Origin of the sequence: Lachnospira hominis (ex Liu et al. 2021), from assembly GCF_014287955.1 — a bacterium.
Lineage (GTDB): Bacteria > Bacillota > Clostridia > Lachnospirales > Lachnospiraceae > Lachnospira > Lachnospira hominis.
Genome location: NZ_JACOPD010000003.1, coordinates 293,906 through 310,219, shown reverse-complemented (window position 1 = coordinate 310,219; position 16,314 = coordinate 293,906). Strand labels below are relative to the sequence as shown.

The following is a 16,314-nucleotide window of genomic DNA, read 5'->3' as shown; positions in this document are numbered from 1 at the left end:
TGGTGAACCCATGTCAGATAAACCTCCAATAACCATATTTGATATGCAGACACTTCCTTTATTATTTCAAATCATCAAAGCCATGATTCCATTTCTTGATTTTCCAATGGCAAAAATGTTATCTGTGATTATCCGATTAAATGAATTGAATTATACCATTAATTACTTCAGGTCACCTGATTGTGCTGATTTTATATCATGTAATTCATCCATTCCACATATTCATTCAATTAGCGATTTGTTGGAAAATGACGATTTTATATGTGCCATTCTTCCTTACTGCCCGCCTGAATATGCCGGACTTATCAAAAATTTCAAGCTTTTTTCCAATATGTCATCAATGTTTAACAGTGATACAGACTCATTAAAAAATTTCATGTCTATGTTTAATGCTTCCAATTCAGCCCAGGACAGCAATTCTGATTTCCATTCTGATTCCGGCTCCAATTGTAAAAACAGCAGCAGGCCATCACAATTTGGTTCTTTTATGGATTCTTCACAGCAGAAATTATATGACGAATATTTAAAGCAGCTTGATTCACTCGACCAAAAATTAAATGATTCACAAACATGATATTAATGGTATTTTGTCAGGCTTTTTAACATATTATTAATCGATACATATTCATGGTGGTATTATGAAAGATCTGGATTTCAGAAAACAGCTTATAATCAATGAATTCAAAACGATGTCAAAAGGAAAATCAAAAGAAGAAATACTCCCGCTCCTTCTTGCTTTAAGTACAAAAGCAAAACAGGCAGGCATTAATTTTACAAAAGAAGATACTCTTCTTATAATAGAACAGGTAAAAGACGAACTCACAGAACAGGAACGCCAAATGCTTCCTCAGATTCTTGCTCTTATAGGTAAATAATTAAGAAATGGCACAGATAACATCTTAATTACCTGTGCCATTTCTTTTATGTTTAAAAATTATTTAGCAACAATATTTACAATTCTGCCCGGAACATAAATCTCTTTTACAATATTCTCAGGATACTTATCTTCAAGTGCAGCCTTTGCAGCAGCAATTGCTGCATCTTTGTCTGCATCAGCAGGAATTGTAATCTTGCCTTTAACTTTACCATTAATCTGTACAGCTATTTCGATTTCATCCTCTTTCATAGCTTCCTCGTCATATGAAGGCCATGGATTTCCTACAAATACGCTTGTATTATGTCCAAGCTGTTCCCAGAGTTCCTCTGCAAGATGAGGTGCAAACGGAGCAAGAAGTGTTACAGCTGTTTCAAGAGTAGTTTTATCAATACCACCCTGCTTCTTTGATAAATCAATAAGCTTGTTAGTATATTCCATAAAGCCGCTGACAACTGTATTAAGGTTGAAGTTTTCAAGTCTTGTTGTTATATCATATACAAGTTTATGACGAATTTTAACTGTCTCTGCTGTTTCCGCAAAATTCTTGTCAGCATTTTCTGTCACAAGATTCCAGAAACGTCCAAGGAAACGACGAACGCCATCTATACCTCTGTCATCCCACTCTGCATCCATTTCAGGTGGTCCTACAAAAAGTTCATACATTCTTAATGCATCGCATCCATAATCTTCAATAAGATCATCAGGAGATACTACATTTCCCATTGACTTACTCATCTTAATACCATTCTTACCTGTAATCATTCCCTGATTAAAGAGCTTTGTGAATGGCTCATCAAAATCTACAACTCCTATATCGTGAAGGAATTTTGTATAAAATCTTGAATAGAGAAGGTGAAGCACTGCATGCTCAACACCGCCGATATACATATCAACAGGAAGATACTTATCTGCTTTTTCACGGCTTACAAGTTCATCTTTATTCTTATTATCAACGTATCTGAGGAAATACCATGATGAACCTGCCCACTGAGGCATTGTATTTGTCTCTCTCTTTGCAGGTTTTCCACAACATGGGCATGTTGTATTTACCCATTCATCAATAGCTGCAAGAGGTGATTCACCTGTACCTGTCGGCTCATATTTCTCAACTTCCGGAAGAAGTACCGGGAGCTGGTCTTCAGGAACAGGAACGCAGCCACAATCCGGACAATGAATAATAGGAATTGGTTCGCCCCAGTATCTCTGTCTTGAGAATACCCAGTCACGAAGTTTGTAATTAACTTTCTTTTTACCAAAGCCCATCTTTTCAATCATCTCAGGTGCTTCTTTTTTGAGAACTGATGATTCCATTCCATTCCAGTCACCTGAATTAATCATTGTACCGGCTGCTTCTGTATAAGCCTCCGTCATATTTTCAATTTCTTTACCATCTTTTGCAATTACCTGAATAATAGGAAGGTTAAACTTCTTTGCAAATTCAAAATCTCTGTCATCATGTGCAGGAACACACATAATTGCACCTGTACCATAATCAGCAAGTACATAATCCGAAAGCCAGATTGGTACTTTCTTGCCATTAAGTGGATTAATCGCATAAGAACCTGTAAATACACCTGTCTTTTCTTTATCCTGCATACGGTCAATATTTGAACGTGTTGATGCCTTAAAAATATAATCTTCAACATCTTTTCTTGTCTCATCTGTTGCAAGGCTCTTTGCGAGCTTATGTTCAGGAGCAAGTACCATAAATGTAGCACCGTGAAGTGTATCAGGTCTTGTTGTATATACTGTTATGCTCTCATCTTTTCCATCAACTTTGAAATCCACTTCTGCACCATATGAACGGCCAATCCAGTCACCCTGCATCTTCTTAACCTTTTCAGGCCAGTCCAGCTTGTCAAGGTCATCAAGAAGTCTGTCAGCATATGCTGTAATCTTTAACATCCACTGTTTCAAATCTTTCTTAGTAACAACTGAATGACATCTCTCACAGCATCCATTTACTACTTCCTCATTTGCAAGACCTGTCTTACATGAAGGGCACCAGTTGATAGGCATCTCTTTTTCATATGCAAGTCCAGCCTTAAACATCTTAACAAATATCCACTGTGTCCACTTATAGAATTCCGGATCTGTTGTATTAACTTCCATATCCCAGTCATATACTGCTGAAATATCTTGAATCTGTCTCTTTATATTTGCAATATTGCTTGCTGTAGAAATTCTTGGATGAACACCATTCTTTATCGCATAATTTTCTGCTGGAAGACCAAATGCATCCCATCCCATTGGATGAATTACATAATATCCATGCATCATCTTATATCTGCTCCATACATCACTGATAACATATCCTCTCCAGTGACCTACATGAAGTCCGCTTCCAGAAGGATATGGGAACATATCCAGACAGTAATATTTTGGCTTCTTGCCATCATTAACATTAATAGGGTGTGCTTCCCAGTTACCACGCCACTTTTTTTCAACAACTTTATGATTATAAGCTGCAGCCATGTCTAGCCTCCACGCTGCGTCTTGTATTTTAGGAGCAGCTTCTGCTCGGATTCTGGCGCAGCACAAAATCCGCAGGCTGATTATTATATTTAATAAACATACTCTGTCTATCAATCAGCCACAATCTCCTGTTATTCAATGAATCATTGTGAATCCACATTTAGAGAATATTTTAGCATAACCATATGATTTGTCAAGAATATAGCCCTTTAGTGCTGCTGTGTTTTTTCATATATTTTTCAGTTTTTTAATTTTTTATAACAAAACGCTTTTATTTTCCACTTTAAAGTGTTAAAATACTTCCAATCTGTGCTTTATTTAAAGATTGAATTATATTTGTTTATGAATCTTTATATGAACAAATCAGACAATATATATATTATTTTATGGAGATAAAAAATGACAAACTGTGACTTTTTAAATATAGGCTTCATCGGTTTCGGACTTATTGGCGGTTCTATTGCAAAAGCAATAAAAGCATCACATCCCGAATATCATATTATAGTTGAAAGCCGAAGCCGCGAACCTCTTATTGCTGCTCTTAACGATAAGGTTATAGACGATATATGCACATGTACAGATGATAATTTTTCAAAATGTGATTACATTTTTCTGTGTACACCAGTTATTACAATTACAAAATATATGTCTGCACTCAAACCTTTTATAAAACCGGGATGCATAATCACTGATGTTGGAAGTGTAAAAGGAAATATCCACAAAGCCGCACATGAACTTGGATTAGACAGTTGTTTTATAGGTGGTCATCCGATGGCTGGCTCTGAGTTATCAGGATATGCCAATTCAAGTGCTGATATTTTAAAAGACTCAAAATATGTGATAACACCAACAGCAGATACATCCAGTGAAAGTCTGGAATCATATGTGCAGCTGATTAAAGATATGAAAGCAGTTCCTGTAATCATGGATTACAAAGAACATGACTATACTGTAGCAGCAATAAGCCATGTGCCTCATCTTATTGCAGCCGGTCTGACAAGAACTGTTAAAACTAATGATGATGATGAAAAACACATGCATCTTCTTGCTGCCGGTGGTTTCCGCGACACAACAAGAATTGCGGCATCTTCACCGGAAATGTGGAGTCAGATTTGCAACTCAAATAAAGATTCAATATGCACATTTCTTGATAAATTCATCGAAGAAATGCACAATATCAGGGATAATATCAGCAATGACACCCCGGAAGAAACATCTGAATTCATTGAAAATTTATTTAAGGAAGCCGGCGGTTATAGAAAATCTTTCTAAACCGCCGCAGCTTACGATCAAACGCGGAAGCATCCTCCGCCAACAAATTCCCTCATTATTGAATTAACCGGTATATATTCTGTTCCACAAGGAAGAAAATACTCTAAGAATTTTAAAAGCCTTTTTGCTTCCTGATACTCCGGTGCTTCTTCTTTTATTGAAAAAAGCAGCGGTTCAACATAAGGTTTTAAAACCGATATCTCATATGCAAGAGATGAATTAAACATAATATCTGCCTGCTCCTGGAACGGGAATATATTTTTCTCTTCTCCCCTTCTTACAGAATCCCACATTTCAAGCGTTCTCTTTGCAGACGCACCTCTTGTTCTGTGATCTCTTACCATTCTTCTTATAAGTCTTCCATCTGTCGTAGAAACTCTGTTATGTTCATCAACATTAAGCTGTGTAAGTGCGCTTATGTATATTTTAAATTTACTTTCAACCGGAAGTGCATATGAAAGTTCATCATTAAGACAATGAATGCCTTCAATAACTAAAATATCATCCTTGCCCAGCTGTAAAAACTGTGTTCCATATTCTTTCTTTCCAATTTTAAAATTGAAAACAGGCATATCGACCCTTTCACCGGAAAGAAGCATATTCATATGTTTGTTAAACAATTCTATATCTATAGCATGCAAATCTTCAAAATTATAATCACCATTCTCGTCAACAGGTGTGTTTTCTCTTTCAACAAAATAATTGTCAACAGCTATAGGATGCGGTTTATATCCGTTAGCCATCAGCTGAATTGATAATCTGTGTGAAAATGTTGTTTTTCCCGATGATGACGGTCCGGCTATCATTATGAACTTTGTTCCGGGTCTTTTCTGAATCATCTTGACAATATCATATATTTTCTGTTCCTGCAAAGCCTCACAGACAAGCATAAGCGAACCCATTTCAGAATTGGTAATATGCTCATTTAATGCACCAACAGTGTGGATGTCCAGCATGTCAGCCCACTGTGTTGACTCTTTTAATACATTAAAAAGTTTTGCCGGAGGATTGAATTGTGGCACTTCATCTGGTTTTTCTTTAACAGGAAGCTGAAGTACAAATCCTTCATCATATTCAAATAAATCAAATGTCTTTAAAATACCTGTTGATGGTGCCATATATCCATAATAATAATCTTCATATGTTCCAAGTGAATAAACATTAACATATGAACCTCTGCGATATTTAAAAAGCTTTGTTTTATCTTCCATCCCATGCTTTTTAAAGAGTTCTATGGCTTCTCTTGTCTTCATGAGTCGTTTCTTGATAGGCATATCGAGTTCAACAAGCTCTTTCATCTTCGCTTTTACTTTATCAAGAAATTCCTGTGTAGGTCTGACATCACCATATAATTTGCAATATAGTCCTTTGCCTATTGAATATTCAATACTTACTTTTTCTACTTTTTCCCCTTCAGGAATCTTCTTCATTGCATCAAGCATAAGCAGAACAACACTTCTTCTGTACGTCTCATTGCCAATCGATGTCTGTGTCGTAACAAATTCTATCTTTTCATCTTCAACAACTTTATCTGAAATCTCCTGAAGTAATCCATCTGCTTTCACAAGAATTATTCTGCCATCATAATCCCTTTGTGCCTCTTTTACAATTTCTGATACTGTTTTTGCCATAATACATCTCTCCAGTTTATAACATTATTTTATTTATAAAACTCCAATGCATACTTAATACATTCTAAATCAAAATCGAGTTCTTTTAACCGTCCGGCAATTTTATCATTATTAATATTTTCAAGTTTATTTCTTACACCTTGTGAAATTCTTAATTCTCTCAACAGATATTCTCTTAAACTTTTATTTTTTCCCTTTAAAAGTTCTTCTCCGTATCTGTAATATACTTCTTTTTCTGTCTCACCTGTGCAAATAAGTTCATTTTTATATCCATTGCGTCTACAGTCAATAATAACATAAAACTGTCCATCTTCGCTTATCATATACTCTTTTACTGTTTCATATCCTGACTCCGAAAGATACTTTCTGAATTCTCGGATTTCTGACTGCGGTGATAATATAAGCTGTGTATTTTCTGATATTTTACTGCTGCCATTTTCAAGAATTGACTGTATAAGCTTTCCACCCATTCCACATATTGTAATTGTATCAGCCTCATTTTCAGCCAGTTTATACAGTCCGTCTGAAAGGCGGAGTTCCACTTTCTGCGAAACTCCATATAATTTAATATTTTCAGCTGCCTTTTCAAGCGGTTTTTTTCTCACATCCATTGCAATTACCTTTGATGCGATGTTATTTTTTGCAACATGCACAGGAAGGTAGCCATGGTCTGTTCCTATATCAGCAAGCACTCCTCCCGGATTAATAATACCAGCAACACACGCCAGTCTTTTTGAAAGTTTAAATTCATTCATGTTCAATTATCCATCCATAATTTAGTCAAGATAATCTTTGAGTTTACGGCTTCTGCTTGGATGTCTTAACTTTCTTAATGCCTTGGCTTCTATCTGACGTATACGCTCTCTTGTAACATTGAATTCTTTACCAACTTCCTCAAGTGTTCTCGCTCTGCCATCATCCATGCCGAATCTTAATCTTAAAACTTTCTGTTCCCTCTCTGTAAGTGTTCCAAGAACTTCTACAAGCTGCTCTTTAAGAAGTGTTGAAGCTGCTGCCTCGGCAGGTACAGGAACATTGTCATCCTGAATAAAATCGCCAAGGTGACTGTCTTCCTCTTCGCCGATAGGTGTTTCAAGAGATACCGGCTCCTGTGATATTTTTTGAATCTCACGTACTCTTTCTACCGGAATATCCATAGCTTCAGCAATTTCTTCAGGAGATGGCTCTCTTCCCAATTCCTGAAGAAGCTGTCTTGAAACTCTTACAAGTTTGTTAATTGTCTCAACCATATGAACGGGTATTCTAATTGTTCTAGCCTGATCAGCTATTGCTCTTGTAATAGCCTGTCTTATCCACCATGTTGCATAGGTACTGAATTTATATCCTTTTCTGTAATCAAACTTCTCAACAGCCTTGATAAGACCAAGATTTCCTTCCTGGATAAGATCAAGGAACAACATTCCTCTTCCCACATATCTTTTTGCAATACTTACAACAAGACGAAGGTTTGCCTCTGCAAGTCGCTTCTTAGCCTCTTCATCTCCCTGTTCCATCCTTTTAGCATATTCTATTTCTTCTTCTGCTGAAAGAAGCGGTACTTTACCAATCTCTTTAAGATACATTCTTACAGGGTCTTCAAGTCCCACACCATCAGGTACTGACAAATCAATTTTTTCAATATTAATTTCATCTTCATCATCAAGAATAATGTCGTCATCTTCTTCAACGTCCTCAGACATTTTTACATCAACATTATTTTTTTCAAGGAACTCAAAAACTTTTTCCATTTTATCTGCTTCAAAATCAGTATCCAGGAAATAGTTCATAATTTCCTGATAATCAAGAACATTTTTCTTTTTCTTTGCTATTGCAAGAAGCCCGTTGCACTTCTCATCAAATTTTTCTGCAAGTTCCTGTGCTTTTAAAGCTTCTTCATTTTCAATATCAGCCTCGCTCTGTGTTTTTGCTTCGCTTTCTTTTACCTTTTTAGCAGCAGCTTTTTTTACTGGTGCTTTTACCGTACTCTCCTGTACCTTGATTTCTTCTGTTACGTTTTCCTTTTTCTTTGCCATGAATATGGTCCTTCCTTCCATTTCTTTTTATCTAAATATGAATATAAATATTTTTCAGCTTCATCTGTTGCATCAGAAGTTCCTGCATCTGATGCCCGTCAGATGTATTGTTAAGTGCATGCTCAAGACTGTTTGATTTCACTTTTATTACAGTGTCATTCAATGCTTTTTCCCGTTCATTTTTATTCAAATCATCATTTAAATCTGCACTGAATAATGCTGCAACTTCATTATGCTCTTCATCTGTCGCGTATGTATTTATAATAGACGCCGGATTAACATATCCCTCATCAAACTGTGAGTATAGCTTGTCTGCAACATCCCTTAAAAGTGGGTCGATAAAATCTGATGGTTCTATATATTCCTTAACTTTTTTAAATATCTCTCCATCATCTATCATCCATGTAAGCAGAATTTTTTCTGCCTGACGCACACCGCTGTCCCTCTTCTTTTTTGCTGTCTGCTGCATGGAAACTCTCGGTCTTTCATCCTTTCTTTCAAGAATTCCGCTTTGGTTTCCATAACTTGCCACAAGTTCCCTCATTCCATCCATCTGTATATTAAACTTTCTGCATACAGCATTAAGGTAATTATCTCTCTCAAGTTTCTGTGAAAAGCCTGTGAGTTTTCTTGCTACCTCACGTTCAAATTCAGTTGAACTTTCAGGGTCACTTCTGTCATATTTTTTCTCAATAACGCCAATTTCATACATAAAACTGTTTGATGCATTATCAATCCGCTCCTGAAATGCCTCTGCCCCAAGAGCTTTTATAAACTCATCAGGGTCTTTATATGGCTGCATATTAATAACCTTTGTTGACAGTCCGGCCTCTTTAAGAATCGGAATTGCCCTCATCGCTGCCTTTGTTCCTGCCTCATCACTGTCATATGTTATTAACACCTGATCTGTATATCTTTTCATCAGCCTGGCCTGTCCCGGCGTAAGTGCGGTTCCAAGCGAAGCTACAGCCTGATTAAATCCAGCCTGATGCATAGATATTACATCCATATATCCTTCACATATTATCAGATTATTTTTTCTTGCCGTTCTTGCAATATTTAATCCATAAAGATTACGGCTTTTATCAAATAATTTTGTTTCCGGAGAGTTAAGATATTTAGGTTTTGCATCCCCCATAACTCTTCCACCAAATCCGATAACTTTATTATTGATATCCATTATCGGAAACATGACTCTGTTCCAGAATTTGTCATTTATACCACGTTCATATGTAAATAATCCGCTCTCTTTAAGTAAATCATCATCATATCCTTTATCTTTCAGATACCGGTATAATGCTTTACTGTTCTGTCCGGAATATCCCAGCCCGAAACGGTTTATTGTCTCATCAGTTAATCCTCTTTTTCTAAGATATGACAATCCAACTTGTCCATTTTCGGATTTCAACTGATGATAATAATACGTTGCCGCTATTTTATTTATTTCCAGCAGTTTTGTTTTTAAATCCCGCTCCTGCTGCTCTTTTTGTGAATAACTTATCTCAGGCAGTTCCATGCCCACCCTGTCGGCAAGTGATTTTACTGCCTCAAGAAATGTAAAATTTTCATATTCCATAACAAATGTTATTACATTGCCACCAACTCCACATCCAAAACAATGGTACAACTGTCTGCTCTGTGAAACTGAAAATGACGGTGATTTTTCATTATGAAAAGGACACAATCCCACATATGAACTGCCATTTTTCTTTAATTTTATATATCCTGAAATGACATCTACTATATCATTTCTTGATACAACTTCCTCAATCAGATCACTTGAATACATTTCTATCTATACCTTTCATATTCTCGTTGCATCTATACTTTCCATGATGCCGGTACAAATATTTCCTCAAACTTGGCAACCGAATACTGATCACTCATTCCTGCAATATAATCACAGACCACACGTTCAAGTGGTTCGTCCATTTTTTCAATAAACATTTTGTAATTATCAGGTAATGCATCAATATTATTCATATAATACTCATACAATTCTGTTATAAGTTTATATGCTTTTACTTCCTCACTCTTCGCTGTAGGATTCAGATACAAGCTTCCAAACATAAACTGCCTGAGGCTTTGCATTGCATCTCCAATTTCCTCTGACATTACAATATCGTTTTTGTCCATACTATTTAATACAATATCATTAATCATTGTATTAAGTCTGGTTTTGGTGCTGTTGCCAAGAATTGATGTATAAATTTTAGGTATATCATCCTCACTGAATATCTTTGCACGTATTGCATCATCTATATCATGATTAATATATGCTATTTTATCTGAAAGACGAACAACTTTTCCTTCTAATGTTGATGGATTGCCCGATGTCCTGTGATTAACTATCCCATCACGTACCTCTTTTGTAAGATTCAATCCCTTTCCATCTTTTTCGAGAAGTTCTACAACACGTATACTCTGTTTATAATGACTGAATCCAAGCGGACATATTTCATTCAATGTTCTTTCACCTGCATGCCCGAACGGCGTATGCCCCAAATCATGTCCCAGTGCAATTGCTTCAGTCAGATCTTCATTTAACCGCAGTGCTCTCGATATGCTTCTTGCTATCTGCGAAACTTCAAGCGTATGAGTAAGCCGCGTTCTGTAATGGTCACCCGTTGGTGCAAGAAAAACCTGTGTTTTATGTTTTAAACGTCTGAATGCTTTACAATGCAGTATCCTGTCTCTATCCCGCTGATAAATTGTACGCATTTCACATTGTTCTTCAGGTCTGTCTCTTCCAAGTGATTCGTCACTAAAACTTGCATATCTGCTCAAATACTCATGCTCACGTCTTTCCTGTTCAACTCTGATGTTCATTTTTTATCATTCCCTTCATTAAACAAGACCAGTATGTATATACCTGACCAGGCATTTCTCCATAAAATTGCCTATATTTTTATATATTCAACAACATCTAACGATTTCCTTTTTTATTTTTTAATTTTTTTACGTTGCAGTAAAATTTTATACAATGTATTTTATATTTTACAATTCATTATTATGAAGAAAAGAAAGAGCCGGCACATCCTGAAGTCACACATATCAATGCTGTTTTAATCATATCGTAAATATTAATTTCATCTACATTGCCTACTATAAACGAAATAAGTGCAAGAATCATAAAATATAAAAAGCCTGTTAATGCACCCCAGAGAAGTCTTTTGTTTTTTTGTCTCGAGCCAATCATAAAGCCACCAACTGCAGACGAAATTATATACGTAATTATTATCCCCGCTTTTATCTGCCATTCACTCAGATTAAATTTGTATAAACCAAATGATAACCCTAGCAGTATAATTGCCGTTATAACATAAATAACTGCAATCGTTTTTATCATGTTTAATATTTTTACTGTCATACTTCCTCCAATTTTATTTATTATCTGTATCATATTTTATGAATCCATTTTTTCTTATATGTGTAAAAAAAATGTTTTTTTATATATTCTTGACTTCCATCATCTTTTTTTATAGAATTGAGAGTAAATATATTTTTATAAAGGAGTGATTTTTTGGATACGGACAGTATCATACAAATTATTGCAATTATTATTCTTCTTGTTATGTCAGCATTTTTCTCATCTGCTGAAACTGCTTACATGACGGTCAACAAAATCAAGATTCGTTCTCTTGTTGGCAAAGGTAACAAACGGGCAGCTATTGTTGATAAAATTATAAACAACTCAAGCAAAATGCTAAGTACAATACTTATTGGCAATAACATTGTCAATCTTAGTGCATCAACAATCCTTACTACACTTGTAATACATCTTTTTGGAAATTATGCAACAGGTATTGCAACAGGTATAATGACTATTCTTGTACTTATATTCGGTGAAATTTCACCAAAAAATGCTGCCACGGTTCATGCTGACAAAATAGCACTTGCTTATGCACCTGTTATCAATCTTCTTATGTACTTATTCACACCAATTATTTTTATTGTTGATAAGTTATCAGGCGGCGTACTTCGTTTGTTAAAAATTGATCCTAACAATAACAAAAAAGCTATAACAGAAGAAGAACTCCGTACTTTCGTAGAAGTAAGCCATGAAGACGGCGTTATTGAATCTGACGAAAAGCAAATTATAAATAACTTGTTTGATTTTGGCGATACACAGGCAAAGGATGTCATGATTCCAAGAATTGACATGACTACCGCTGCTGTTGATTCCGACTATAATCAGATAATTTCATTATTCAGGGATACACAGTATACAAGACTCCCTATTTATGAAGAAAGTGCTGATAACATAATCGGAATATTAAACATCAAAGATATTATACTTTCACAGTCAGAAGAAACATTCTGCATAAAAAATATTATGCGTGAGCCTTTTTTTACATATGAACATAAAAATGTCTCTGAATTATTTAAAGAAATGCAACGTGGCTCACATAGCATTGCAATAGTACTTGACGAATACGGCAGTGCTGCCGGCATGATAACAACCGAAGATTTACTTGAAGAAATAGTCGGTGAAATCCGCGACGAATATGACAAAGACGAGACTGAACCTTTTGTTAAACTTGCAGATAATGTTTATCGTGTATCAGCTTCATACAAACTTGATGACATAAATGACGCAATTGGAACTAATCTTCATTCCGATGAAAATGATTCAATTGGCGGCTACATCATTGAACAGCTCGACCGCTTTCCTAAACGTGGTGATCGTTTAAAAACCGGTAATATTGAGTTTATTATTGAACATGCAACAAAGGCTAGAATTGTATCAATTATCATGAAAATAAAACAATCATAAAATTTTTTTAAGAAGAAGCCCGCTATATGGGCTTCTTCTCATTTTATTCTCAAGCTGTCACCACTGCTGTTAATTTTCCATACCTGTATACATTCATCGGGCATATAATCTTTAAGTTCTTTAACCTCAAGCTTTCCACTCTTCTTGTACCACTTATCGTCCCCAAAAGTTCTTTTTACCATTGAACACCCATGAAAGCTTGAAGCTATTTTTATTATTTCCATTTCAGCCGGCTCTACATCTGCATATTTCCATACAGCCGATATAATTGTATTTTCTGATATATCAATCCTGTCACCGGGATTAAATAATTTATCTCCTATTCTCCATCCTTCAAGTTCAAAAAAACAATAATTTCCGCCTTTTTCCATCTGAGGACTTCTCGTACAATCCGGCAATGTAATAATTTCCCCTCTTGTTTTGTTTAAATCAAATGAATTACGATAAACCGTACATAACAATTCTTTGGTTGAATCGCATGCTCTGCCACCATTCAATTCAAATGTCACCCTTGCTTTTGCTTCATATACTGCATAATAAAAAATATCATCATACACCTGTATATTATCATGTGCAGCTATCTTTGCAATTCTTCCTTCTGCTTTATCTATATTGGTACATGTTGTCCAACCAGACGGAATAATATTTTCTACATTTTCCCAGTCTTTAAATTCACGTATTCCAGGAGCTTCAATATCACAATATTTTTCATTATTGTATATACTCACATCTATATTTCTTCTTCCATTTGCATCAATAAACCCGGCACTTATATTTTTTCTGAATAATGCATATAAATGCATATCCTCACGTTCAACAAATAATTTTTCAATCATCTTTCTGCTGTTATTTTTTGTGCTCCATCCATTAAAATCCCATCCATCCTTATATGCTTTCAATGATAAGTCAATAGGATTATTTACTAATTCATATTTTGTATAAGATACATTTGCTCCATCCTGCCAATGCCCTCCATTATAATTTACATCATATATAATCTTATATTTATTATAAGCATCCGTCCTATAATATATTTTGTTAACCGTCTTTCCCACAACTATATATGACGGATTATCTGTCATTATCGTTCTTCCGGCACAATCTGTTTTTTCATAATAATAATTATCTTTTATATACTTCTTTACATCTATATAATACTCTTTTCCATATGATACTTTTTCTTTATCTGTTGCAATCAGCTTATAAACAGCTTCTCCCATATCGTCGATTCCGTTCTGCATATAATATTCATTAAGCTGTTCATATTGTGAATCAAACATATTAACACCCAGAATATACGAAAATGTTATACTCTCACCCGGATTTATTCTTCTGTTTTTCCATGCTATAGACATTCCGACATCAATACATCCACTACTGCCCATCATCGCACCATGCCTTGTATTATTTATAACATTAAAACTTCCTAATACATTATTACACCACGCATTTTGCTTTCTTTTTTTCCATTCGCCAATATAAACACAGTCAGCATCCGTAACACCGGCAATTCCATTAGTATACACATTTAATGCTACTGACGGAATATTTCCTCCCTGTGCATCCGAATTATCTGCATACATGTTAGACATTGTAAATCCATTTCCTATAAACCGGCAGAATGCATTATCATCATGCCCGACTTCAATATCACTTGTCGTAGCAAGACTGAATACCTTGGAAATCTGATTAGTATTTTTCAGTACAATATTTACCTGGGTAAATTTGTTTCCGGCTGCATCTTCATAATTATCATTAAACCAGATGTTATCCAGTTCAATCCCTGAATAGCCATAATATATACTGTCATATTTTTCGTTATTTTTATAATGGCTGTTTCCAAGCCACACTTCTTTCCCATCAACTTTTAATAAAATCTCATATCCTGCACTGTCTCTTCCATTAGTATCATTAAATGTAGTTGGATTATATGTATCATTTATATTGTAATTAATATCATATATAGAAATTTCACTTCTGCCAAACGAATCCCATAATTCATTAAACTGTGCTGAATAATGATTAGAATATTGTCTTTCAACCCTGGTTCCTTTGATATCCTTAATCTGTGCAGCTGATGTCATATTAACAAACATAATTGATATTAACATAACTGACATCAACATAAATATTATTATTTTACTGTGTTTCTTCAATAAACATCACCCCATTATTTTTTTAATAAAACTGCTCTCTGACATACACATATTCCTTTCTTTTGTCCAAATGAATATGTATATTCCTGCTTTACAAGAAAATCGAAACGTCCATCATCCACGTCTGCTTCTGCCAATGACACTGTTATATCACCTTCTGTTTTAACTGCACTATTCAATGTCATGCAAAAAAATTCCATCAGCTGTGTAATATATGTATCATCATTATCATCGGCCTGAATATATCTATAATAAGATGAACATACATCTATTGCATAATCTGTAGCATTTTCCAATCCACGATTAATCTCATCCTCTCTTACAGATTTATTTATAACGGACGTATGTATAACAATAATAAGTGCCAATAAAACTGCAAGCGAACTTCCCCCAATTATAACCCTCATACAAATTTCCTTTCTAAGCTTTACATTTTACAAGACATTCTGATGTATATAACCTGTTTAATGACATAAGTTTTATACCTATATTTTTTGATACGCTTACTCTGTAATACTTATAATTTTCTGTCTGTGTTTCATATTGGCATGTCACCGACATTCCCCTGTCTTTCGCAGCATTATATATGGTATCAAAAACTGCAGAATCAAGTTCATCATTATTTTTCTGTGTCTTTCCATATATCTCTATATAATGTGAAACATATTGCTGCATCTTTCCCACATCTGCAATCTCAGTATTCATTATTATAAATTCTAATGATATATAACATATAATTGTCATAATCAGCAGATAACATGATGTTTCTATAATGTTTTTCATATTCTCTCCTCTGATATTACATACTAATGTCAATAACTATCTGTATATAATCTGATTTAAAAACGCCAGGATAATATCCTTGTATTCTGTCATTATATTTACAAACAGTGTAATAACTGCTACAGCACATATTACAGATATTATTGCATCTGAATATACTTCTATAATATCTTTCATAAACACTCCCTAAATCATTACTTTAATAAGAATTTTTAAAAATACTCCTATAATAATCCCCGAAAATAATAACGAAATTAAAATATTACCATACTCTTCTATCAATCCATCCATATACCTGCTCCCTGCGTTT

Annotated in this window: 15 protein-coding genes; 4 read left to right on the top strand and 11 right to left on the bottom strand. The window is 34.8% G+C overall.

What is annotated here, in order from left to right:
- The first annotated feature begins 10 nt into the window (after positions 1 to 10).
- Together H8S01_RS06055 and H8S01_RS06050 are read left to right on the top strand one after the other, a co-directional pair.
- Complete coding sequence (locus H8S01_RS06055) at positions 11 to 574, top strand: hypothetical protein (RefSeq protein ID WP_186836541.1); 564 nt, start codon at positions 11 to 13, stop codon at positions 572 to 574.
- Positions 575 to 638: 64 nt separating this feature from the next.
- Positions 639 to 875, top strand: a complete 237-nt coding sequence (locus tag H8S01_RS06050) for a hypothetical protein (protein WP_021866964.1) — start codon at positions 639 to 641, stop codon at positions 873 to 875.
- A 59-nt stretch (positions 876 to 934) separates the two neighbouring features.
- On the opposite strand, the gene leuS is transcribed toward H8S01_RS06050, so the two are convergent.
- Positions 935 to 3,352, bottom strand: coding sequence for a leucine--tRNA ligase (gene leuS / locus H8S01_RS06045; protein WP_186836540.1), 2,418 nt, complete (start codon positions 3,350 to 3,352; stop codon positions 935 to 937).
- Positions 3,353 to 3,751: 399 nt separating this feature from the next.
- Here leuS and H8S01_RS06040 point away from each other — a divergent pair, with 399 nt between their 5' ends.
- Positions 3,752 to 4,624: a prephenate dehydrogenase gene (locus H8S01_RS06040; protein ID WP_186836539.1), complete on the top strand. Its 873-nt coding sequence runs from the start codon at positions 3,752 to 3,754 to the stop codon at positions 4,622 to 4,624.
- A gap of 17 nt (positions 4,625 to 4,641) precedes the next feature.
- Here H8S01_RS06040 and H8S01_RS06035 read toward each other — a convergent pair whose 3' ends face one another.
- The 6 genes from H8S01_RS06035 to H8S01_RS06010 all read right to left on the bottom strand — a co-directional run bounded on the left by H8S01_RS06035 (position 4,642) and on the right by H8S01_RS06010 (position 11,658).
- Positions 4,642 to 6,255 (bottom strand): nucleoside kinase, encoded by a 1,614-nt coding sequence (locus tag H8S01_RS06035; RefSeq protein WP_186836538.1) that lies wholly within the window; start codon positions 6,253 to 6,255, stop codon positions 4,642 to 4,644.
- 29 nt (positions 6,256 to 6,284) lie between these two features.
- Positions 6,285 to 7,010, bottom strand: a complete 726-nt coding sequence (locus H8S01_RS06030; protein ID WP_186836537.1) for a class I SAM-dependent methyltransferase — start codon at positions 7,008 to 7,010, stop codon at positions 6,285 to 6,287.
- Between the two features lie 21 nt (positions 7,011 to 7,031).
- Positions 7,032 to 8,288: an RNA polymerase sigma factor RpoD gene (rpoD, locus tag H8S01_RS06025; protein WP_021866959.1), complete on the bottom strand. Its 1,257-nt coding sequence runs from the start codon at positions 8,286 to 8,288 to the stop codon at positions 7,032 to 7,034.
- A 31-nt stretch (positions 8,289 to 8,319) separates the two neighbouring features.
- Positions 8,320 to 10,077 (bottom strand): DNA primase, encoded by a 1,758-nt coding sequence (gene dnaG / locus H8S01_RS06020; RefSeq protein ID WP_021866958.1) that lies wholly within the window; start codon positions 10,075 to 10,077, stop codon positions 8,320 to 8,322.
- A gap of 32 nt (positions 10,078 to 10,109) precedes the next feature.
- Complete coding sequence (locus H8S01_RS06015) at positions 10,110 to 11,117, bottom strand: deoxyguanosinetriphosphate triphosphohydrolase (RefSeq protein WP_186836536.1); 1,008 nt, start codon at positions 11,115 to 11,117, stop codon at positions 10,110 to 10,112.
- Between the two features lie 181 nt (positions 11,118 to 11,298).
- Entirely contained in the window at positions 11,299 to 11,658 is a 360-nt protein-coding gene (locus H8S01_RS06010; RefSeq protein WP_186836535.1) for a TIGR04086 family membrane protein, read from the bottom strand.
- A gap of 153 nt (positions 11,659 to 11,811) precedes the next feature.
- On the opposite strand from H8S01_RS06010, the gene H8S01_RS06005 reads away from it, so the two are divergent.
- A complete protein-coding gene (locus H8S01_RS06005; protein WP_021866955.1) occupies positions 11,812 to 13,065 on the top strand; it encodes an HlyC/CorC family transporter in 1,254 nt (417 codons plus the stop codon).
- Between the two features lie 38 nt (positions 13,066 to 13,103).
- Here the strand turns inward: H8S01_RS06005 and H8S01_RS06000 are convergent, their stop codons facing one another.
- Genes H8S01_RS06000 through H8S01_RS05985 form a run of 4 tightly spaced genes read right to left on the bottom strand, consistent with a single transcriptional unit; the run spans position 13,104 to position 16,181 of the window.
- Positions 13,104 to 15,176 (bottom strand): hypothetical protein, encoded by a 2,073-nt coding sequence (locus H8S01_RS06000; protein ID WP_186836534.1) that lies wholly within the window; start codon positions 15,174 to 15,176, stop codon positions 13,104 to 13,106.
- A gap of 59 nt (positions 15,177 to 15,235) precedes the next feature.
- Positions 15,236 to 15,628 (bottom strand): hypothetical protein, encoded by a 393-nt coding sequence (locus H8S01_RS05995; RefSeq protein ID WP_186836533.1) that lies wholly within the window; start codon positions 15,626 to 15,628, stop codon positions 15,236 to 15,238.
- Positions 15,629 to 15,641: 13 nt separating this feature from the next.
- The gene (locus H8S01_RS05990; protein ID WP_186836532.1) at positions 15,642 to 16,004 is read right to left on the bottom strand and encodes a hypothetical protein; all 363 of its coding nucleotides are present in this window, start codon (positions 16,002 to 16,004) and stop codon (positions 15,642 to 15,644) included.
- 36 nt (positions 16,005 to 16,040) lie between these two features.
- Positions 16,041 to 16,181 carry a hypothetical protein gene (locus tag H8S01_RS05985; RefSeq protein ID WP_186836531.1) on the bottom strand — a complete coding sequence of 47 codons (141 nt, stop codon included), beginning with the start codon at positions 16,179 to 16,181 and terminating at the stop codon, positions 16,041 to 16,043.
- Positions 16,182 to 16,314 lie beyond the last annotated feature (133 nt).